Consider the following 18,805-nt stretch of genomic DNA (forward strand, 5'->3'; position numbering starts at 1 on the left):
TGGTTAAAGGAGAGTTAGCATGAACGAAAGACAGGAAGAAATCTTGGATTTACTTACGGAAAATCATCAAGGATTGACAGCAACGGATGTTGCGAAGCAATTAGAGATTGATCGTAGTAATGCAAGTCGTTATCTAAGTGATTTATATAAAGCGCATTACATCGTGAAAAGCACTGGCAGACCTGTAGTTTATTCTATGCCTCCCAAAAAAACAGCTTCAGATAAAGTTCATGTGGACGCTTCTACACAAGTCACTTTTGAAACCCTAGTAGGGGAGAATGAATCATTAAAAGTAAGTATCCAACAGGCTAAAGCAGCGATTTTATATCCGCCAAGAGGATTGCATACGATTATTTTTGGGGAGACAGGAACAGGGAAATCGATGTTTGCTGAATGTATGTACCATTTTGCAATCGATTCGGAAATGCTTTCTCCAGATGCCCCATTTATTTCATTTAATTGTGCAGATTATGCGCAAAACCCACAGTTGTTGTTTGGACATATCTTCGGAATAAAAAAAGGTGCTTATACAGGTGCAACACAAGATAGCCAAGGTTTGATGGCTAAAGCAGATGGGGGGATCTTATTTTTAGATGAGATCCATCGCTTACCTCCAGAAGGGCAAGAGATGCTCTTCACGTTTATCGACAAAGGCGTTTATCGCCCATTAGGGGAGAGCGCACAAGTCCATGAGGCGTCTGTTCAGATCATCGGAGCAACGACAGAATCATCTGAAAGTTTTTTGACGACATTTAACCGCAGGATACCGATGGCAATCACTTTGCCAAATCTGGCCTCTCGTTCATTAGATGAGCGGTATGAAATCATTTCCTTGTTTATCAAGCAAGAAGCGAATCGCTTGAATCAGCGGATCGATATTGAAAAAGAAGCGATTTTAGCTTTTATGTTATACGACGCAGAGGGAAATATCGGGCAAGTGAAACGTGACCTGAAATTAGTCTGTGCTAAGTCATTTCTTCATTATCGTATGCACCAAGAAGAAAAATTAGTTATTCGAAAAGAAGAGTTATCCCTGCAAGTCCAAAAAGGATTATTACGAATCAAAGAAGTCCCTGAACGATTAGATCGCTTCATGGATAGTAAGAGTCAATATTTGACATTTGAGCCAGGATTCGCTGATGTGGTTTGGTCTCGGGACCCAGAAAGAAATATGCAAGTGTACAATGATATTGAAGAAAAGGTGATGTCGCTTTCTGAAACGGGTGGCGAAAATATTGATCTTGAGGCGTTGATCTCGAAAGATGTTGATGCCTATTTTCAAACGTATGTCAAAGAATTGACGAAAAGTACGATTCCTAAAGATTTACTTCCAGAAGACATCTGGCGTTTGACAAATGAGCTATACGATGTTGCTGAGAAACGACTAGACCGAATCTATAACCAAAAAGCACGCTTTGCCTTTGCCTTACATTTGCAAAGTACGTTGGATCGTGTGAAAGATGGACATATGATCGTTCATCCAGACTTGAATAATATACGAAAGAAGTTCAAAAAAGAATTTCAAGTTGCAATCGATTTGTCTACGATCATTGAAGAAGATCAACAAGTAGAGATACCATTTGATGAAATTGGCTTTATCAGTATGTTTTTATCGATCAACCTCGGAGAAAGTGAACCAGTCAAAGAAAATAAAGTCGACGTGTTAGTCTTGATGCACGGGCGACAAACCGCTTCAAGTATGTTGGAGATGGCGCAAGCTTTACTCGGAACAACGATCGGTCAAGCGTTCAATATGCCATTAGAGATGGAAGTTCAATCCATGTACGAAGAAGTATTGAAATATGTAAAGAATCGTCAAAGCAATTTAACAAATGGGTTGATTTTACTGACTGATATGGGTTCACTGAACACATTCAGCGATTTGATCTATGAAGAGACGGGGATACGTACAAAAGCAATCACAATGACCAGTACCATGATCGTCATCGAAGCAATCCGGATGGCAAATGTTGGTAGAAGCTTAGAAGATATCTACCAAAGTATCCAAATGTCTTTTGAATCGATTGTCAAAGATCAATTTAAAATCGAAAAGCAGGAAATGAACGAACGGAAAAAAGCAGTGATCGTGACTTGTTTTACTGGAGAAGGTGTGGCAGCAAAACTGTATCAACGAATTGTGCCCGTTATCAATCAGGATAAAGTTGAAGTGATCCAAATGCAGTTTTTGGAACGTGAATCATTTAAACGCCACATTGATGCGTTATTGGAAGAATATGAGATCAAGGCGATTGCCGGAACTGTTGAGGTAGATTATCAAAATATCCCATTCTTTTCTGCCTATGACGTATTCGATGATGAAAAACTCAATACATTGAAACGTATCGCAGATGACGAAGTTCCGACAGCAAAAATTGTTGATTCATTAAAAGATTCATTGAATGCGATATCATCTGTTGAGCGTTTGATTCAAGCTTTGCAAAAAGCGATCCAACAAATCCAAACAGACTTATCGATCATCGTTGAACCAGGTGTGGATACGGGTATCGTGATCCATGTTGCTTTTTTGATTGATGGTCTAATCAAACATGAAAAATTGCGTACATTTGATGATTTCCCCATTTTTGCAAAAATGTATCGCTTAGAAATGGATATTGTTCGAACGAATTTGATCGGGATCGAACGTAAATATGGTGTGAAAATCCCAGAACATGAAATTGCTTTTATCACACAAATGTTTATAGAAAATAAAATAAAAAAATGATTGAAATTACACAGTGTACACACTAACTATTAGTGTGTACACTGTGTTTGTTTGATTAGTGTTATGAAAACGCTATTTTAGCTGTTTAGTGTTTGGCATGCTTCTTGCATTATAGTTATAGTGTAAAACCAAATTTAAAGGAGTGGAAAAAATGGAGAAAAAAACAATCATGTTAGTATGTTCTGCAGGAATGAGTACAAGTTTATTAGTAACAAAAATGCAAAAAGCAGCAGAAGAAAAAGGAATGGAAGCAGATATCTTTGCGGTTTCAGCTTCAGATGCTGACAATAACCTTGAATCAAAAAATGTAGATGTTCTATTATTAGGTCCACAAGTTCGCTTTATGAAAGCACAATTTGAACAAAAATTAGCGCCAAAAGGAATTCCATTGGATGTTATCAATATGCAAGATTATGGCATGATGAACGGTGCAAAAGTACTTGAACAAGCTGAAAAATTAATGAAATAATCAATCGTGAAGCTGGAGGTAGAATAGTGGAAGATCAACAAAATCTAGAAGCCATCATGGGATTGATCATGTATGGTGGAAATGCAAAAAGCGATGCAATGGAAGCGATTTCTGCGGCAAAAAAAGGAGATTTTGATTTAGCGGAGAAAAAAATACGCGATGCTGAAGCCTCTCTGGTAGAAGCACATCATTCACAAACTCAAATGCTCACGCAAGAAGCACAAGGAAATCATATGCAAGTAACGCTGTTGACTGTGCATAGTCAAGATCACTTGATGACATCGATCGCATTTACAGACCTTGCAAAAGAAATCATTGATTTATATCGTAGAACTTACGTTGAATAACCAAAATACTTCTTTTTTGAACGGAAGAAGAAAAAAATTTTTGAACGGATTTTTTTAATTTGGTATAAGGAGTTATTCTTTATATAAAAACTTATAGGAGGAAGTAATAATGAATGGATTAACAAGTTGGATGGAAAAATACATCCTTCCAGTTGCCGGAAGAATCGGCGCGCAAAAGCACTTAGTGGCATTGCGTGACGCTTTTATCGGTACGATGCCTGCAACGATGGCTGGATCAGTAGCTGTAATGATCAACGCAATTATTCGTGATTTACCACAGCAATTTATTAGTACGTATGCTGACAGCTTAGCAGCAGACAAAGGTTTTTTTGCTGTATTGAATGTGATCATCGGCATCAATGGGTTCGTTTGGAATGGTACCTTAGCAATCGCCGGACTGATCTTTGCCTTTTCATGGGGATATAATTTAGCCCGTGCATATGGCGTGAATGATTTAGCAGGAGGGATCGTTGGTTTAGCAACACTGATCCAAGGAATCGCTTTTGGCCCGTCATTATCAGCTGCATTGAATGTCAATGTTCCACAAAATGTGGCAGATGCGATCAATGGCTCGGAAATTGGGGCAACGATTGCTGATGGCACTCTATCAGTTGGTTTGTGGGGATGGTTGAAATTAGATCATTTAAACGGTAACGCCTACTTTACAGTAATGATCATGGGTGCAATCTCTGTTATCATTTTCTGTAAATTGATGCTTGCTAATATCACGATCAAAATGCCTGACTCAGTACCACCCGCAGTTTCTAAAGCATTTGCAGCAATCCTACCAGCAACGATTTCATTATATGTCATCGCTATCATTAATTATGTTGTTGGACGTGTGGCAGATGGTCAACTGATCATTGATTTAGTACAAAAATATATTGCAGAACCTTTCTTAGGCTTATCACAAGGTATTGGTGCTGTATTAATCGTTACGATCTTCGTTCAGATTTTCTGGTTCTTTGGTATCCATGGTCCGAACGTATTAGCACCAGTATTAGAAGGTATTTGGGGTCAAGCACAATTGATCAACATCGATATCTTCCAAAAAGGTTACAATGGCAAAACAGGAACACCTGCAGTATTAGATGCGATTGAAGATGGTAAAGCTTACATGTGGGTACGTGGCTCATTTGATGCGTTTGCATGGTTTGGTGGATCAGGTGGAACAATCGTTCTATTGATTGCTATCTTACTATTATCAAAACGTGCAGACTACTTGACTGTAGCAAAACTTTCGATTGGACCTGGTATCTTCAATATCAATGAACCAGTGATGTTTGGTTTACCAATCGTCTTGAATGCGATCATGTTTATCCCATTCTTGGTTGCGCCAGTTGTTGCAACAACGATTGGTTGGGTAGCTACTTATCTAGGATTAGTCGCACCGGTATCCCAACAAGTGACTTGGGTCGTCCCACCGTTCTTGCTATCGTTCCTTGCAACAGGGGCAGACTGGCGGGCGCCGATTGTCACATTAGTATGTATGGTCGTGACCTTCCTGATCTGGGCACCATTTGTGATGTCAGCAAATAAAATGGATCCAGCAGCAGGGGAACCTAAATAATCAGTTGAAGTAGGGGCTATGGGCGATGACGATCCGTCAAATCCCTAGCCCTCGCTTCATTCGAGTAAAACTAAAAGTAATCAATAAAAAAGAAAAGAGGAGAACAAATGATTTCAATCGCTAGTGCTATGCAACAAGATGCAATCAAAGAATTATTAGAAGGATACAATGAAGAAGGCGTGACCTTTACATTCAAAGAAAAACAAGGAATCAAATTATTCTTTGAAACAAGTGCAGAAGATAAAGAAGCAGCTGCCAAAACAGCAAAAGAATTGATCAAAGCTCAACCATGGGGCACGGTATTATATTTCCAAGCAGCAGCAGTCTAAGAAACAAGATAAGGGTGGTTCAAATGATAAAAAATGGATTGTTTTTGTGTAGTATTGGTTCACTGATCATACTATATAGTTTAAATCCGGGAACACAACAATATGACATTTATAGTATGGTCACTGGGTTGTTTTTTGCAGGACTAGGGATTTACTTCTTTTTAAAAGGTAAGAAAAAAGAAGAAGCAAAGGAGAAAAAGAACTAATGGAAATAATTAAAACACTAAACATTCCGGCATCGTTTTTCTATGATAAAGTGATGGATTCTGTTCTTTTTGATGTCCGCAAAGCCACTGGGAAATCAGTGACACGCAAACAATTAAAGAATCTTGAATACGTCAAACAATTCTCTCAAAATAATCGTGCACGCATTATCATTGAGGAAGTCATTGATAACCAATCTTATAAATTTCGTACCTCAACGACTAAAAATGATTTTGTCGTTCATTATCAAATCAAACCAATTGATGAAAAATCGTGTGAAGTCCACTATACGGAACAAATGGAATCACATGGTATGTTGCAGAAAATGAATGATATGATCTTAGGAACGATGTTGATGTATTTTAAAAAGAGACGTTTTAAAAAGATGCTAGGGATGATTGAAGAATCCTATTAAAAGAGGATGGTAAATCAAATCGTCCATCCAAGAGGATAACTAATGGTCAAAATGAGAATAAGTTGTGGAAACAACGTTTGGATCAAAAAAACGAAGCGCTAAAAACCAAAATCGTTTGTTCTATTTTGGCTTTTTAGCGCTATTTTTTGTAAATCATTTTTTGAGAGATACTACTTTGTGAAAGTAATGAAGGTCCGCTTGCTATTATAAAGAAAATAATAGTACAATTGGTATAGATATTTAAAGGGAGAAGGGAAAGTATGACGAATGTTATAAAAGAATTAGGGAACCAAGCGCTAGAAGAAATGTACGCTTTAGCAACCTATGCTTTTAATTCACAAGATACAGACGAACGACGTGAACGATTTAAAATGATTGTTGAGAATTCATGGAACTACGGCTTTTTAGATCCAGAGGGCCATTTGACAAGTCAAGTAATGGCCACACCTTTTTCAGTGGATTTCTATGGAAAAAATTACTTGATGGCTGGGATTGGATACGTTGCTTCCTATCCTGAAGCGCGAGGGCAGGGCGGTATCAATCGAATCATGGAAAAAATCCTTGAAGACTGTCGAGAAAGAAATGTCACGCTGTCTTATCTAGCACCATTTTCTTATCCTTTTTATCGTCGCTATGGCTACGAACAATTATTTGATCGAATCAGCTATGAGTTGGCGAGCCGTGATATGCCAGCTGTAAAGAAAACAACTGGTTATATGAAACGGACAAGTTTTGAAGAATCAGTGGATGCCATACGATCCATTTATACAAATATGCCGGAGAGTACGCGAGGCGGTTTGGTCCGAGAAGAATGGTGGTATTCCTACAAGTTTAAACAACGAAAAGAGAATCAATATGCACTGTATTACGACCGTGAGGGGAATGCTACAGGATATGTCGTTTATAAATTAGCCGCCCCTACATTTATCATCGTCGAAATGGGTTATCTGAATCATGAAGCATTGAAAGGATTGATGCGTTTCGTTGGTTCACATAGTGGCGCATTTGATTCGTTTGAGTATACATGTGGTTTTTCTGGCTACAGTAAAAATTATTTATTGGATAATCCATTTGCTAAAACCACGATCACGCCTTATATGATGGGGAGAATCGTAGATGTTGAGAAATTTATGCAGACTTATCCATTCCGACATGCAATCAACTTTTCTATCCATGTGACAGAAGATCCGTATGCAAAATGGAACGAAGGATTTTTTGATATTTCTTATGTCAATGGAGTACTTGAAGTAAAGAAAGTCCAACAGACAGAATTACCTGTGGTCAGTGGAACGATTCAAAGCTTGACACAATTATTGTTAGGATATCAAACAGTTGAAGAGCTTAATTTCCATGAAAAAATCAAAGTAGAAGGCGCATTGGTGGCTGAACTTAGTCAAGCACTGCCTAACCAACAACCAATTCTCAATGATTATTTCTGAGTGAAGACAATCAGATGATAGGAGGAGCATAGAAATGGAAGCAATGACGTATTGTCAAAGTTGTGGGATGCCACTTGATTCAGTTGAGATTTTAGGGACAAACAAAAACAATAGCAAGAGTGAAGAATATTGCATTTACTGCTACAAAGATGGCGCATTTTTAACTGATTGTACAATGGATGAAATGATTGAAGAGAGTGTCAAGCACATGAATGAATCAGGCATGCTGAAAGAACAAGGCAAGACAAAGGAAGAAGCACGGGAATTCATGCATCACTTTTTCCCAGATTTAAAAAGGTGGAAACATCAATAAAGTTTATTCCAATAGCAAAAGATGGATGCTACCTCATTATCGAATAAAATGACTTCATATAATGTATTTGGTAATAAGTAAAAAATGGGATTTTACTTTTGTCGCTATTTTTTAAAGAGCAGAAATATAATAGGGGATTGTGACTTGAGGGATCTCATGATTATTAAAACTGAATAAACAGTGTCCATAAGAAATAAGCCCGTCCCCCAAAATACAAGAACAAATTTCTGGGGAGCGGGCTTATTTCTCGGAGCTGAACATCACTATCACAAACTCATGATAAGTTTAAGACGTTCCTGACTGGAATCGAACCAGCGACCTATCGCTTAGGAGGCGATCGCTCTATCCTACTGAGCTACAGGAACAAGCATCAATACTATTATTTTAGCGCTTTGAAGGCATACATGCAAGCTGATTTTTAGAGCAAAACGTTTCCAATAAAGGAATCCTGAGTGGTAGAATGAGGGTGATAAAGGGGGTTTTGATTATGTCTGATAAGCCAAAAGAAGAAGTAATTGCAGAACGTTTAGATGAAGCAAAAAGAGAACGTGAAGAAATTACGAAAGAGGCAATCCAAAAACACGAAGAAGAAAAACCTGTAGAAAAAGAAAGTCGCAAATTTACGTTTACTAAAAAAGAAGATTTATTATAAACATATCTATGGAAAAACAAAAAAAGATCTGAGATTTCCAGATCTTTTTTTGTTTTATTATTACGCCCAGTCGCCATTTCTGAAGATCGGTACGCGTGAGCCATCTTCGCGGATACCATCAATATCCATTTTATCTGAACCAACCATGAAATCCACATGCGTCTGGCTTCGATTCAAACCAGCAGCTGCCAATTCTTCATCGGTCATTTCTGTTCCCCCTTGCACACTAAACGCATAGGCTGAACCAAGTGCTAAATGGTTTGAAGCATTTTCGTCGAATAATGTGTTATAGAAAATGATACCAGATTGTGAAATCGGTGAAGGATCAGGAACTAGAGCAACTTCGCCTAAACGACGTGCACCTTCATCGGTATCTAGTAGTTTTGCCAAGACTTCTTGTCCTTGTTCCGCTGAAAAATCAACGACTTTACCGTCTTTAAATGTAAATTTCATTCCAGTAATGGTCGTTCCTGCATAACTTAAAGGTTTCGTACTTGAGATATACCCATCAACGCGATGACTATCAGGTGCGGTGAAGACTTCTTCTGTTGGCATGTTTGCCATGAATTTTTCATCACGAGCATTATAGCTTCCAGCGCCTTCCCACAAGTGATTTTTCGGCAAGCCAATTACGATATCTGTCCCTGGGGCAGTATAATGTAAAGCTGTAAATTGTTCTTTGTTCAATTCTTCTGCTTTTGTCGCTAGTTTTTCATCGTGATTTTTCCAAGCAATTACAGGATCAGATTCATAAATGCGAGTCGTTTTGAAAATCTCATCCCATAATGCGTCGACTTGTTCTTCCTCTGGTAAATCAGGGAATACTTTTGCTGCCCACTGTTTCCCAGCAGCTGCGACAACTGTCCAACTTACTTTATTTGATTGTGTCGCTTTTCTTAGATTCATCAATGCTTTTCCAACTGCTGATTGATAAGTGGCTACACGATCATTGTCAACTCCTGCGAATGCATCTGGATCAGAAGAAACAACGCTGATTCTGCTCGCACCTTTTTCAATCCAATCATCTGCTTGATCGATTTTATATTGTGGAACTGTAGAGATTCGATCATCTGCAGCGTGAGCCAAAAATTCTTTTTGAATGACATCATCTGTCCATTGAACGATCACCTCATCTGCACCTAATTGGTAAGCCTCTTTCGTGATCAATCGGGCTAATTCCGCTTGCTCTACATTGATTTGTAAGACTACTGTGTGCCCTTTCGATACATTGACCCCTGTTTCTGCAATTAAACGGGCGTATTTTTTTAAATTAACATTAAAATCAGCTAACATAATTAAATTCCTCCTCATCGTATTTTTTGTAATTCCTCATTGTATGATAACATTTTATTAGAAGTGAAACAAATAAACATCTGATAAAATAATCATTTGTTTTTAATTAGAAAACACAAAAAAGCGTTGATATCCGAGTATAATGACAGAAAAATTTGTAAAAAATAAAAAAACAAGTTTTGCTTATTGAAAAAAAATGGTACAATAGTATTAATCAATGGTGGAAGCGTTATAAAAAATTTCAAGGAGATTAGAAAATTATGGCAAGAAAAAAAACGATAACAAAGGAGCAGATTTTGGCAGCCGCCTATGAAGTTGCTGCCAATGAAGGATTTTCAAAATTCACTGCGAGAAACATTGCAAATAAAATGAACTGTTCTACTCAACCAATCTATCTAGAGTTTAAAAATATGGATGATTTGAAACACGCGCTATTTGAGCAAATCTACGATTATCTAAAATACGAAGTCTTTCCTGTAGAACATACCGGCAATACGATTGTCGATCTAGCGTTGAATTACATCCATTTCGCAAATCGTGAAAAGAAATTATATAGCTCACTTTACTTGGAAGAGTATGGCGGCGGAAGAGAGATGCAAAATTTCTCCTATAATTACTTTATGGACGTAGTGAAAGAAGATCCAAAATACATGGACTTGTCAGATGATAAACTAGTCTCGCTTCACAATGGGACTTGGATCATTGCAACAGGTATCGCAGCTTTGATGTCATCGAATATCATCCATCCGACGGATACACAAATCGAGAAGATGATCCAAGACAGCATCAATGCCATTTTAAGCTTAAAAGATCCGATTGAAGTAGACTGATCTGCTTATTTGAAAAATTGATCAACCCCATTTGATAGTAATGCCTTGATTTACAAAACGTAATGCTTCTAAATAAAAAGAAGGATGTGGTAAACACATCCTTCTTTTTGTGATTAAGATAACATGGATACAAGAGATTTTGCGAACGCTTCAAGATTTTCAATATCTTCTTCCTCAGCGTTTAAATCAACTTTCACGCTTTCGGCACCTTTAACAGCACCAGTTTTTGCAAAGGCAGCATCAAAATCGTCCACTGACTTACAAAACTCATCATAGAAAGTATCTCCAGAGCCACACACACCGTAGATTTTTCCAGGTAATTCAAGTTCTTGTAAATCTTCATAAAAATCAACGATTTCGTCCGGTAGATCACCGTCATCGTATGTATAAGTAGCAACTACGCAAATATCTGCTTCTTGAAAGTCTTCTGCATCTACTTGTGTGCATTCATTGATTTCAACATCGATATCCATATTTTCCAGAGCCTCTGCAACAATATCGGCGATTTCTTCCGTGTTACCAGTCATACTTGCATAAACGATTTTTGCTAAAGCCATAAGGCGCCTCCTAAATTTTAATGAATAGCATTTCAACAACTACCAATTATACCAAAAGTTTGAGAAAAAGGAAGCGAGATTTATAAAGGTACTATGGGATTTGGCTAAATACTTCCTACTATGTTAAAATAAAAAGGATTTGTAAAAAGGAGACGAGAATAGATGATAACATTAAAATCAGCACGTGAGATCGAAGCAATGGCAGAGTCTGGTGCATTATTAGCAGATGTCCATAAAAATCTGCGAGACTTCATTAAACCAGGAGTAACTAGTTGGGATATCGAAGTATTTGTACGTGATTATATCGAAAGTCACGGCGGAGTCGCTGCCCAAATTGGATTTGAAGGATATGAATATGCGACATGTATCAGTATCAATGATGAAATCTGTCATGGTTTTCCCCGAAAAAAACCACTAAAAAGTGGCGACTTAGTGAAAGTGGATATGTGTATTGACTTAAAAGGCGGAATCTCTGATTCTTGCTGGGCATATGTAGTCGGTGAATCCACACCTGAAATTGATCGTTTGATGGAAGTGACAAAAAAAGCACTATATATCGGTATTGAGCAAGCGCAAGTTGGTAATCGTATTGGGGATATTGGTCATGCGATCCAAACGTATGTCGAAGGAGAAAATCTAGGAATCGTACGAGACTTTGTTGGACATGGGGTAGGACCAACGATCCATGAAGAACCAACTATTCCTCACTATGGTGAACCAGGTAAAGGGCTACGTTTAAAAGAAGGTATGGTCATTACGATCGAGCCAATGGTCAATACAGGAACATGGAAAATGAAAATGGACCCAAATGGTTGGACAGCTTATACCAGAGATGGTGGATTATCTTGCCAATATGAACACACATTGGCTATCACCAAAGATGGTCCAAGAATCTTGACTTCTCAAGGTGAGGAAGGAACTTATTAAGTTCTTCTTTCAACGAACAGTTTGCAAACTGTTTAATATTAAATGGAGAAAGTTGTTGATGACCTTCTTCTTCAAATAATGGATAAAAATTGTAGGAAAGCTAGTAACTAAGATAGTAGGGTGGCAATTGGAAAAATATGTCTATTATTTTCTGGTTTGCCACCCTTTTCCTCAGTGTTATTAGTTTTTTTACAACCTAGATAAACGGTGTTCGAAAGCCAGCTCCTTCAATATTAAGGCAAAATTTGAAAAAATATGGAGAGCTATTTTCTCAAATTCTGCCTTAATACTTGGAGCTGACCGGCTTTTTCACAACCTATGATAAACGGTGTTCAAGAAGCAACACTTCAATAATAAGTCAAAAAAATCCAAAATGAAAAAGCCATTTTCGATTTTTCTGCCTTATTACTCAGTGTAGACCGCTTCTTTCACAACCTAGATAAACGGTGTTCGAAAAGCTGACCTTCAACATTAAGCTAAAAAATCAAAAAATATGGGGAGCTATTTTCTGATTTTTTAGCTTAATGCTCAGGTCAAAGCGCTTTTCTCACAACCTATGATAAACGGTGTTCAAAAGCCAACTCCTACGATATTAAGAGCAACATCGAAAAAATATGAGAAGCTATTTTCTCAATGTTGCTCTTAATACTTGGAGCTGACCGGCTTTTTCACAACCTTGAACAGGAGATTACTATGAATATTTTGAATAAAATAAAACAACATAAGAATTTAATGCGTTTTATTGAGACGACGCAAAAGAGGATCGTTGATTCTGAAATGGGAACGACTTCAGTAGTTGTGGCTTATTATTTACTCTTATCTTTGTTTCCATTGATTATTGCGCTTGGAAATATTCTACCGTATCTTCAAATCGATCAAGAAACTGTCTTGACTTATATTCGCCAAGTGATTCCTGAAACGATCTATCAGTTTATTGGACCGGCGGTAAAAAATTTGTTGACACAAAGTTCTGGTAGTTTGTTGTCATTGTCGGCTATTGCAGCTTTATGGTCAGCTAGTCAGAGTATCAATGCGTTACAGATTGCCATGAATAAAGCGTATGGAGTTGAAAATAGAGAAAATTTCATCATTGTCCGTTTCTTTTCCTTAATAGTTATCATCTTGTTCATGATTGCGATTAGTGGTGTCACTTTAGTACTTGGATTAGGACAAATGATTTTAGAGGCGATTCAACCGATCTTTAAAATACCTGTAAACTTTATTGACCAATTCCAAACATTGAAATGGCCGATTACTTTGGTGGCTTTATTTGTGATCATGTTTATGATTTATTGGATTGTACCAAATGCGCAATTGAAATTTAAAGCAGTGATTCCTGGTGCTGTATTTGCAACGACTGGTTGGATGTTGTTGTCACAAGTTTTTGGAATTTATGCTCGTTATTTTGCAACGCGTGTGAGCGGTTATCAAATCATCGGAAGTTTTATCGTTTTGATGCTTTGGTTAAACTTTGCTGCGACGATCATTATTCTTGGTGGAATCATCAATGCTGTTGTGCAAGAGTACATAACAGGAAACGAAATAAAAGAACGAAGAAGCATCACATCAACATGGCTTGGTAAACTAAAAAATAAATTTTCTCAAAAAAAGAATTAGAAACACGAGTTCTTATTGTAAAATAGCGATAGTGTTTTATAATTATTAATGACTCTTTAAATAAAGTAGGTGCCCGTATGCTGGTTTCTTTTAGTATTGTAATAAAGATTTTTTTGACAATTTTATTGTCTTTGATATTGACCCCCATTTTTAAAATAATTTCAGTTCAAACTGGAATGGTCGATAAACCGAATGAACGACGAATAAACAAAGTGCCGATGCCTTCAGCTGGTGGCTTACCTATCTTTGTTTCCTTCGTGATATCTAGTTTGTTTTTATTCAAAGATATCATCCCTAAATTTTATATTCTACCTATATTATTGGCTGCATCCGTCATCGTATTGACCGGATTACTTGATGACAAATATGAACTTTCACCTAAGCAAAAAAGTATTGGTATTTTATTAGCGGCTTTGATCATCTATTTTGTCGCTGATATCAGGATCGATTCTTTTACCTTACCGTTCTTAGGATATATCCAATTAGGTTGGCTTAGTTTTCCTGTCACCATTTTTTGGATTTTTGGGATCACTAATGCAGTCAATTTGATTGATGGTTTAGATGGCTTAGCAGCAGGGATATCTTTGATTGGCTTGATGACCATTGGTATTATTGGTTACTTTTTTTTACATGCCTCAACAGTTTATATACCTATAGTTATTTTTTGTTTAGTCGCAAGTATCATCGGCTTTTTTCCTTACAATTTTTATCCTGCCAAAATATATTTAGGGGATACAGGTGCACTTTTCTTAGGCTTTATGATGGCGGTTTTATCATTGCAAGGATTAAAGAATGTTACTTTCGTTTCATCGATTTCTTTGTTGATCATCATGGGGGTACCTGTTACAGATACTTTTTTTGCAATCATTCGTAGAAAAGCGAATCGAGTATCATTTTCTACGGCAGATAAGAAGCATTTGCATCATCGATTGCTCGCTTTAGGCTTTACCCATAAAGGAGCTGTTTTGACGATCTACTCCATCGCTTTGATGTTTTCATTTACTGCAATGATCATGAATTATACGGGAAGTCTTGGAACGATTGCTTTGTTCTTAGTGATGCTATTTGCTGCTATTTTATTATTTGAATTGATCGGATTGATCAATGAAAAATACCAATTCATTCTAAAAACATTACGGTTTTTAGGGAATAAAGAATACCGTACACAAGTGATGCAGAAATACTTTAAGAAATGGAAAAGACCTTAATGGAGAACAATAAAAAAAAGCCGATTTTAATTAGCATTGTGACAGCAAATAGTAAAAAAATATTCCAGACATTAGATACGATCATTGCGACGATCGGTGAAGAACCGGCAATTGAATTTCAAATTTTTGATAATAACTCGACACCTGAATACCAAGACCGATTACGCGAATATTTAAAATATCCGTTCATGAATATTTATTTCAATAATGAAAACCGAGGCTTTGGATTTGGTCATAACCATACCTTGCTCCAAAGCGCTGCAAAATATGCGGTGATTTTTAATCCAGATATTTTAGTAGATGAGCAGACGGTGATCGACCTGGTTGCGCTCTTAGAAACGCATCCTGAATGTGCGATGTTGGCACCTAAAATCTTGAATGAAGATGGGACGACTCAATACTTGATTAGACAGCGTTTAGCTCTATTCGACTATGTACTACGTTTCATTCCTTTCAAATTTGTCAAAAAAATGTTTGATCGGCGATTGAATCGCTTTGAATGTCGTGATTTGCCGGAGGATCGTGATTCTTATGTTCGCATGATTTCTGGTAGTTTTATGGTAGTAGATGTTGCGAAATTCAAATCAATCAATGGGTTTGATACTCGCTACTTTATGTATTTTGAAGATAATGATCTTTGTTTAAGTTTTGAAAAAGCAAACGAAAAAATCCTTTATACGCCACGTTATAGCGCCATCCATCTATATGGAAAAGGGGCACATCGTAACTTCAAGCTTTTTCGAATATTTTTAAATTCAATGATGAAATTCTTCCATAAGTGGGGGTGGACTTTCTTCTAATGACACCAGAAATAGCAGTAGTGATCGTATTGTATCACCAAAAAATCAGCCAATCGCCTTCTTACGATTATTTAAAAGCAGCTACCCAAGCTGGGACAGTAGAGTTAGTTATTTTTGATAATAGTCCTGTTGCACATGCTGATGTGCTTTATTCAGAAAAGAACGTCCATTATCATCATGATCCAGCAAATCCAGGCCTAGCGGTTGCTTACAATTATGCAATTGACCACATTTCAGATACAGTACAGACACTTATAACATTAGATCAGGACACTCAGTTAGGTACTAATTATTTAGAAACCATAGCCGAACTCACTTGGACAAAGGAGCGAGTAGCTGCGGTCCCCTTAGTATTTTCTGGTACAAAACAAATCTCTCCGGTGTGGGCAGACCACTATATCAATCGCCACTTCGAAGTGATCGAAGAGCCAGTAGTAACACGTCAACGGATTATGGCAATCAATTCTGGCGCGGCATTCTCGCTCACATTTTTAAGAGAGATCAATGGCTATAATACAGTGTTTCCACTCGATTTTTTAGATCATTGGCTTTTTTGGCAAATCAAACAATTAAACAAAGAAATTGTAGTTTTAGCCACTAGAATAACTCATGATCTCTCAGTATTGGATTATAAAAAAGTCAACGTAACACGCTATCAGTCGATATTGGCTGCTGAGTCGATCTTTTACCAAGAATACGACCGTCAGCATTTGGCGCAACATCGGAAGCAGTTAGTATTAAGAATGACAAAGCAATTTTTGACTGTCAAGAATCGTCAAATCTGGCGAATGACTTTACGTTCGTTTGTTGATAATTGGAAGGTGTGAAATGATGCGATCGGTTTGTATAGCAACCTTTAATGGTAGCGCGTATTTAAAAGAACAATTAGATAGTATCTTAAAGCAACTTTCTCCAGAAGATGAAGTGATTATCTCGGATGATGGTTCTGTTGATGATACTTGGTCGATTTTAACAGAATATGCACATAATGACCCACGTATCAAACTTTTTGAAGGTCCTAAACAAGGACTGATCAAAAATTTTGGCTTTGCGATTGAACAAGCTCAAGGAGACCTAATATTTTTAGCAGATCAAGATGATGTGTGGTTAGATGGGAAAGTAGAGAAAATCACACAATACTTTAGTCTTCATCCTAAACAATTAGTAGTTATTTCAGATTTAGTGATCGTAGATAGCCAGTTGAATGAGATCCATTCCTCATACTTTACCTTTAGAAGATCCAAAGAAGGTTGGTTGACGAATTTGATTCGTAGTAACTATATCGGTGCGGGTATGGCTTTTCGCTCTTCATTAAAAGAGACGATCTTACCGATACCTGACAATGTACCGATGCATGACATGTGGATTGGATTGCTTGCTGGGAATCATGCAAGTTTTATTCGAGAACCGTTGACCCTTTATCGAAGACACGATTTTAATGCAAGTGAAATCGAAACGAAGAGTAGTTGGCGTCAGAAAATTGCTTGGCGGATTCATTTGATCCAAGCACTCATTCAGCGGAAATGGAAAAAATATCCCTAAAAGATATTGTTAAATTCTCAAGAAATCCATGACAAATAGTAGGATTGATGAGATAATAACGAAAGTGAAAATTCAAAGAAAAAGGAGCGCTTATATTCATGAAAGGAATCATCCTTGCGGGAGGAAGCGGAACACGCTTGTATCCACTAACAAAGGCAACCTCGAAACAGTTGATGCCAGTCTACGATAAACCAATGATCTATTATCCAATGTCTATTTTGATGTTGGCAGGTATCAAGGAGATATTGATTATTTCAACCCCTCAAGATACCCCACGCTTTAAAGAACTATTTGGAAATGGTCATGATCTAGGTATCCATCTTGAATATGCGGTTCAAGAGAGTCCCGATGGCTTAGCTCAAGCTTTTATCATTGGGGAAGAATTTATTGGCGATGATAGTGTTTGTCTTGTTTTAGGAGATAATATCTACTATGGTGGCGGACTATCAAAAATGTTACAACGTGCTGCCTCAAGAGAAAGTGGAGCGACCGTTTTCGGGTATCATGTCAATGATCCGGAACGTTTTGGTGTGGTCGAATTTGATGAAAATATGCAAGCTCTCTCTATTGAAGAGAAACCAACAGAACCAAAATCAAATTATGCTGTCACAGGACTTTATTTCTACGACAACGATGTGATTTCAATTGCAAAAGAAATCAAACCATCTGAGCGTGGTGAATTAGAAATCACTGACGTCAATAAAGCATATTTAGAAAGAGGCAAACTTTCTGTAGAGATCATGGGGCGTGGTTTTGCTTGGTTAGACACAGGCACGCATGAATCTTTACTTGAAGCTTCTACATTTATTGAAACGATTGAAAAGCGTCAAAACTTAAAAGTTGCATGCTTAGAAGAAGTTGCTTATCGAATGGGTTATATCGACAAACAACAATTAGCTGTTTTGGCAGAACCACTGAAAAAAAATCAATATGGTCAATACTTATTAAGATTGGCTGCTGAATAAGGAGTTTTTAGTGATGAAAGTGACGGATACTAAATTAACAGATGTTAAAATTATCGAAATGGATGTTTTTGGGGACCATCGTGGTTTCTTTACAGAAAGCTATTCAAAAGCAAAATTTGCGGAACATGGATTAGATTTTGATTTTGTCCAAGACAATCACTCTCTATCTGCTGAAGCAGGAGTGATTCGTGGTTTGCATTTTCAAAAAGGGGCATCCGCTCAAACAAAATTGATCCGTGTCACTTCAGGAGCAGTCTTAGATGTGATCGTCGATATTCGTAAAGGTAGTCCAACCTATGGTCAGTGGGAAAGTTATATCTTATCTGAACACAATCATCGTCAATTACTTGTTCCAAAGGGATACGCACATGGCTTTGTGACGTTGACACCAAATGTGAATTTCCTTTATAAATGCGATAATTATTATGATGCCGCAGCAGACGGTGGAATCGCATTTGATGATCCAGAGTTAGCGATTGATTGGCCGATCGATCTTTCAAAAGCGATCATGTCTGAAAAAGATCATAATCATCCTACACTGAAAGAATTTGAAGCGGAAAACCCATTTGTTTATGGTGAAATCTAACATTTGATGAGGAGAAATAT

21 protein-coding genes and 1 tRNA gene are annotated in these 18,805 nt (G+C 37.4%); 19 read left to right on the top strand and 3 right to left on the bottom strand.

The window, feature by feature from the left end; all coding sequences use genetic code 11:
- The first annotated feature begins 19 nt into the window (after positions 1-19).
- The 9 genes from IGJ14_RS04005 (at position 20) to IGJ14_RS04045 (ending at position 7,808) form a co-directional block, all read left to right on the top strand.
- The gene (locus IGJ14_RS04005; protein WP_019722910.1) at positions 20-2,722 is read left to right on the top strand and encodes a sigma 54-interacting transcriptional regulator; all 2,703 of its coding nucleotides are present in this window, start codon (positions 20-22) and stop codon (positions 2,720-2,722) included.
- Between the two features lie 151 nt (positions 2,723-2,873).
- Positions 2,874-3,191 (top strand): PTS sugar transporter subunit IIB, encoded by a 318-nt coding sequence (locus IGJ14_RS04010; RefSeq protein WP_010735963.1) that lies wholly within the window; start codon positions 2,874-2,876, stop codon positions 3,189-3,191.
- Positions 3,192-3,217: 26 nt separating this feature from the next.
- Entirely contained in the window at positions 3,218-3,538 is a 321-nt protein-coding gene (locus tag IGJ14_RS04015; protein ID WP_019722909.1) for a PTS lactose/cellobiose transporter subunit IIA, read from the top strand.
- A 109-nt stretch (positions 3,539-3,647) separates the two neighbouring features.
- On the top strand, positions 3,648-5,108 hold the full coding sequence (locus IGJ14_RS04020) for a PTS sugar transporter subunit IIC (protein ID WP_010735961.1): 1,461 nt from the start codon (positions 3,648-3,650) through the stop codon (positions 5,106-5,108).
- A 107-nt stretch (positions 5,109-5,215) separates the two neighbouring features.
- On the top strand, positions 5,216-5,437 hold the full coding sequence (locus tag IGJ14_RS04025) for a hypothetical protein (RefSeq protein WP_019722908.1): 222 nt from the start codon (positions 5,216-5,218) through the stop codon (positions 5,435-5,437).
- Between the two features lie 23 nt (positions 5,438-5,460).
- Complete coding sequence (locus IGJ14_RS04030) at positions 5,461-5,643, top strand: DUF3188 domain-containing protein (protein ID WP_010735959.1); 183 nt, start codon at positions 5,461-5,463, stop codon at positions 5,641-5,643.
- Positions 5,643-6,056 (top strand): DUF3284 domain-containing protein, encoded by a 414-nt coding sequence (locus tag IGJ14_RS04035; protein ID WP_010735958.1) that lies wholly within the window; start codon positions 5,643-5,645, stop codon positions 6,054-6,056. The genes IGJ14_RS04030 and IGJ14_RS04035 overlap by 1 nt, the downstream gene beginning before the upstream one ends.
- A gap of 260 nt (positions 6,057-6,316) precedes the next feature.
- On the top strand, positions 6,317-7,495 hold the full coding sequence (locus IGJ14_RS04040) for a GNAT family N-acetyltransferase (protein WP_019722906.1): 1,179 nt from the start codon (positions 6,317-6,319) through the stop codon (positions 7,493-7,495).
- A gap of 34 nt (positions 7,496-7,529) precedes the next feature.
- The gene (locus IGJ14_RS04045) at positions 7,530-7,808 is read left to right on the top strand and encodes a zinc ribbon domain-containing protein (protein ID WP_019722905.1); all 279 of its coding nucleotides are present in this window, start codon (positions 7,530-7,532) and stop codon (positions 7,806-7,808) included.
- 291 nt (positions 7,809-8,099) lie between these two features.
- Here IGJ14_RS04045 and IGJ14_RS04050 read toward each other — a convergent pair.
- Positions 8,100-8,173: transfer RNA gene (locus IGJ14_RS04050), tRNA-Arg, on the bottom strand.
- Positions 8,174-8,295: 122 nt separating this feature from the next.
- Between IGJ14_RS04050 and IGJ14_RS04055 the strand changes: the two genes are divergently transcribed.
- Positions 8,296-8,460 carry a hypothetical protein gene (locus tag IGJ14_RS04055; protein ID WP_010735955.1) on the top strand — a complete coding sequence of 55 codons (165 nt, stop codon included), beginning with the start codon at positions 8,296-8,298 and terminating at the stop codon, positions 8,458-8,460.
- A gap of 60 nt (positions 8,461-8,520) precedes the next feature.
- Here IGJ14_RS04055 and IGJ14_RS04060 read toward each other — a convergent pair whose 3' ends face one another.
- A complete protein-coding gene (locus tag IGJ14_RS04060; protein ID WP_065095678.1) occupies positions 8,521-9,753 on the bottom strand; it encodes an aminopeptidase in 1,233 nt (410 codons plus the stop codon).
- A gap of 260 nt (positions 9,754-10,013) precedes the next feature.
- Between IGJ14_RS04060 and IGJ14_RS04065 the strand changes: the two genes are divergently transcribed.
- Positions 10,014-10,583, top strand: a complete 570-nt coding sequence (locus IGJ14_RS04065; RefSeq protein WP_010735953.1) for a TetR/AcrR family transcriptional regulator — start codon at positions 10,014-10,016, stop codon at positions 10,581-10,583.
- A 113-nt stretch (positions 10,584-10,696) separates the two neighbouring features.
- On the opposite strand, the gene IGJ14_RS04070 is transcribed toward IGJ14_RS04065, so the two are convergent.
- Positions 10,697-11,140, bottom strand: coding sequence for a flavodoxin (locus IGJ14_RS04070; protein WP_010735952.1), 444 nt, complete (start codon positions 11,138-11,140; stop codon positions 10,697-10,699).
- A gap of 162 nt (positions 11,141-11,302) precedes the next feature.
- On the opposite strand from IGJ14_RS04070, the gene map reads away from it, so the two are divergent.
- The 8 genes from map to rfbC all read left to right on the top strand — a co-directional run bounded on the left by map (position 11,303) and on the right by rfbC (position 18,785).
- Complete coding sequence (gene map, locus IGJ14_RS04075; RefSeq protein ID WP_104871465.1) at positions 11,303-12,067, top strand: type I methionyl aminopeptidase; 765 nt, start codon at positions 11,303-11,305, stop codon at positions 12,065-12,067.
- A 693-nt stretch (positions 12,068-12,760) separates the two neighbouring features.
- On the top strand, positions 12,761-13,684 hold the full coding sequence (locus IGJ14_RS04080) for a YihY/virulence factor BrkB family protein (RefSeq protein WP_010735950.1): 924 nt from the start codon (positions 12,761-12,763) through the stop codon (positions 13,682-13,684).
- Between the two features lie 77 nt (positions 13,685-13,761).
- Positions 13,762-14,892, top strand: coding sequence for an MraY family glycosyltransferase (locus tag IGJ14_RS04085; protein WP_010735949.1), 1,131 nt, complete (start codon positions 13,762-13,764; stop codon positions 14,890-14,892).
- Positions 14,892-15,692, top strand: a complete 801-nt coding sequence (locus tag IGJ14_RS04090) for a glycosyltransferase (protein ID WP_019722605.1) — start codon at positions 14,892-14,894, stop codon at positions 15,690-15,692. Before IGJ14_RS04085 ends, IGJ14_RS04090 begins: the two co-directional genes overlap by 1 nt.
- The gene (locus IGJ14_RS04095; protein WP_430608305.1) at positions 15,692-16,519 is read left to right on the top strand and encodes a glycosyltransferase; all 828 of its coding nucleotides are present in this window, start codon (positions 15,692-15,694) and stop codon (positions 16,517-16,519) included. The genes IGJ14_RS04090 and IGJ14_RS04095 overlap by 1 nt, the downstream gene beginning before the upstream one ends.
- 4 nt (positions 16,520-16,523) lie before the next feature.
- Positions 16,524-17,234 (top strand): glycosyltransferase family 2 protein, encoded by a 711-nt coding sequence (locus IGJ14_RS04100; protein ID WP_430608468.1) that lies wholly within the window; start codon positions 16,524-16,526, stop codon positions 17,232-17,234.
- A 98-nt stretch (positions 17,235-17,332) separates the two neighbouring features.
- Positions 17,333-18,199: a glucose-1-phosphate thymidylyltransferase RfbA gene (gene rfbA / locus IGJ14_RS04105; RefSeq protein ID WP_010735945.1), complete on the top strand. Its 867-nt coding sequence runs from the start codon at positions 17,333-17,335 to the stop codon at positions 18,197-18,199.
- A 13-nt stretch (positions 18,200-18,212) separates the two neighbouring features.
- On the top strand, positions 18,213-18,785 hold the full coding sequence (rfbC, locus tag IGJ14_RS04110; protein ID WP_010735944.1) for a dTDP-4-dehydrorhamnose 3,5-epimerase: 573 nt from the start codon (positions 18,213-18,215) through the stop codon (positions 18,783-18,785).
- Positions 18,786-18,805 lie beyond the last annotated feature (20 nt).

Origin of the sequence: Enterococcus sp. DIV1304_2, assembly GCF_050555445.1 — a bacterium.
GTDB classification, from domain to species: Bacteria; Bacillota; Bacilli; order Lactobacillales; family Enterococcaceae; genus Enterococcus_B; species Enterococcus_B pernyi.

Bases quoted from the DNA above. Each gene is read 5' to 3' on its own strand.
- IGJ14_RS04005 (WP_019722910.1), top strand. From the start codon at position 20: ATGAACGAAAGACAGGAAGAAATCTTGGATTTACTTACGGAAAATCAT.
- IGJ14_RS04010 (WP_010735963.1), top strand. From the start codon at position 2,874: ATGGAGAAAAAAACAATCATGTTAGTATGTTCTGCAGGAATGAGTACA.
- IGJ14_RS04020 (WP_010735961.1), top strand. From the start codon at position 3,648: ATGAATGGATTAACAAGTTGGATGGAAAAATACATCCTTCCAGTTGCC.
- IGJ14_RS04025 (WP_019722908.1), top strand. From the start codon at position 5,216: ATGATTTCAATCGCTAGTGCTATGCAACAAGATGCAATCAAAGAATTA.
- IGJ14_RS04030 (WP_010735959.1), top strand. From the start codon at position 5,461: ATGATAAAAAATGGATTGTTTTTGTGTAGTATTGGTTCACTGATCATA.
- IGJ14_RS04035 (WP_010735958.1), top strand. From the start codon at position 5,643: ATGGAAATAATTAAAACACTAAACATTCCGGCATCGTTTTTCTATGAT.
- IGJ14_RS04040 (WP_019722906.1), top strand. From the start codon at position 6,317: ATGACGAATGTTATAAAAGAATTAGGGAACCAAGCGCTAGAAGAAATG.
- IGJ14_RS04045 (WP_019722905.1), top strand. From the start codon at position 7,530: ATGGAAGCAATGACGTATTGTCAAAGTTGTGGGATGCCACTTGATTCA.
- IGJ14_RS04055 (WP_010735955.1), top strand. From the start codon at position 8,296: ATGTCTGATAAGCCAAAAGAAGAAGTAATTGCAGAACGTTTAGATGAA.
- IGJ14_RS04060 (WP_065095678.1), bottom strand. From the start codon at position 9,753: ATGTTAGCTGATTTTAATGTTAATTTAAAAAAATACGCCCGTTTAATT.
- IGJ14_RS04065 (WP_010735953.1), top strand. From the start codon at position 10,014: ATGGCAAGAAAAAAAACGATAACAAAGGAGCAGATTTTGGCAGCCGCC.
- IGJ14_RS04070 (WP_010735952.1), bottom strand. From the start codon at position 11,140: ATGGCTTTAGCAAAAATCGTTTATGCAAGTATGACTGGTAACACGGAA.
- map (WP_104871465.1), top strand. From the start codon at position 11,303: ATGATAACATTAAAATCAGCACGTGAGATCGAAGCAATGGCAGAGTCT.
- IGJ14_RS04080 (WP_010735950.1), top strand. From the start codon at position 12,761: ATGAATATTTTGAATAAAATAAAACAACATAAGAATTTAATGCGTTTT.
- IGJ14_RS04085 (WP_010735949.1), top strand. From the start codon at position 13,762: ATGCTGGTTTCTTTTAGTATTGTAATAAAGATTTTTTTGACAATTTTA.
- IGJ14_RS04090 (WP_019722605.1), top strand. From the start codon at position 14,892: ATGGAGAACAATAAAAAAAAGCCGATTTTAATTAGCATTGTGACAGCA.
- IGJ14_RS04095 (WP_430608305.1), top strand. From the start codon at position 15,692: ATGACACCAGAAATAGCAGTAGTGATCGTATTGTATCACCAAAAAATC.
- IGJ14_RS04100 (WP_430608468.1), top strand. From the start codon at position 16,524: ATGCGATCGGTTTGTATAGCAACCTTTAATGGTAGCGCGTATTTAAAA.
- rfbA (WP_010735945.1), top strand. From the start codon at position 17,333: ATGAAAGGAATCATCCTTGCGGGAGGAAGCGGAACACGCTTGTATCCA.
- rfbC (WP_010735944.1), top strand. From the start codon at position 18,213: ATGAAAGTGACGGATACTAAATTAACAGATGTTAAAATTATCGAAATG.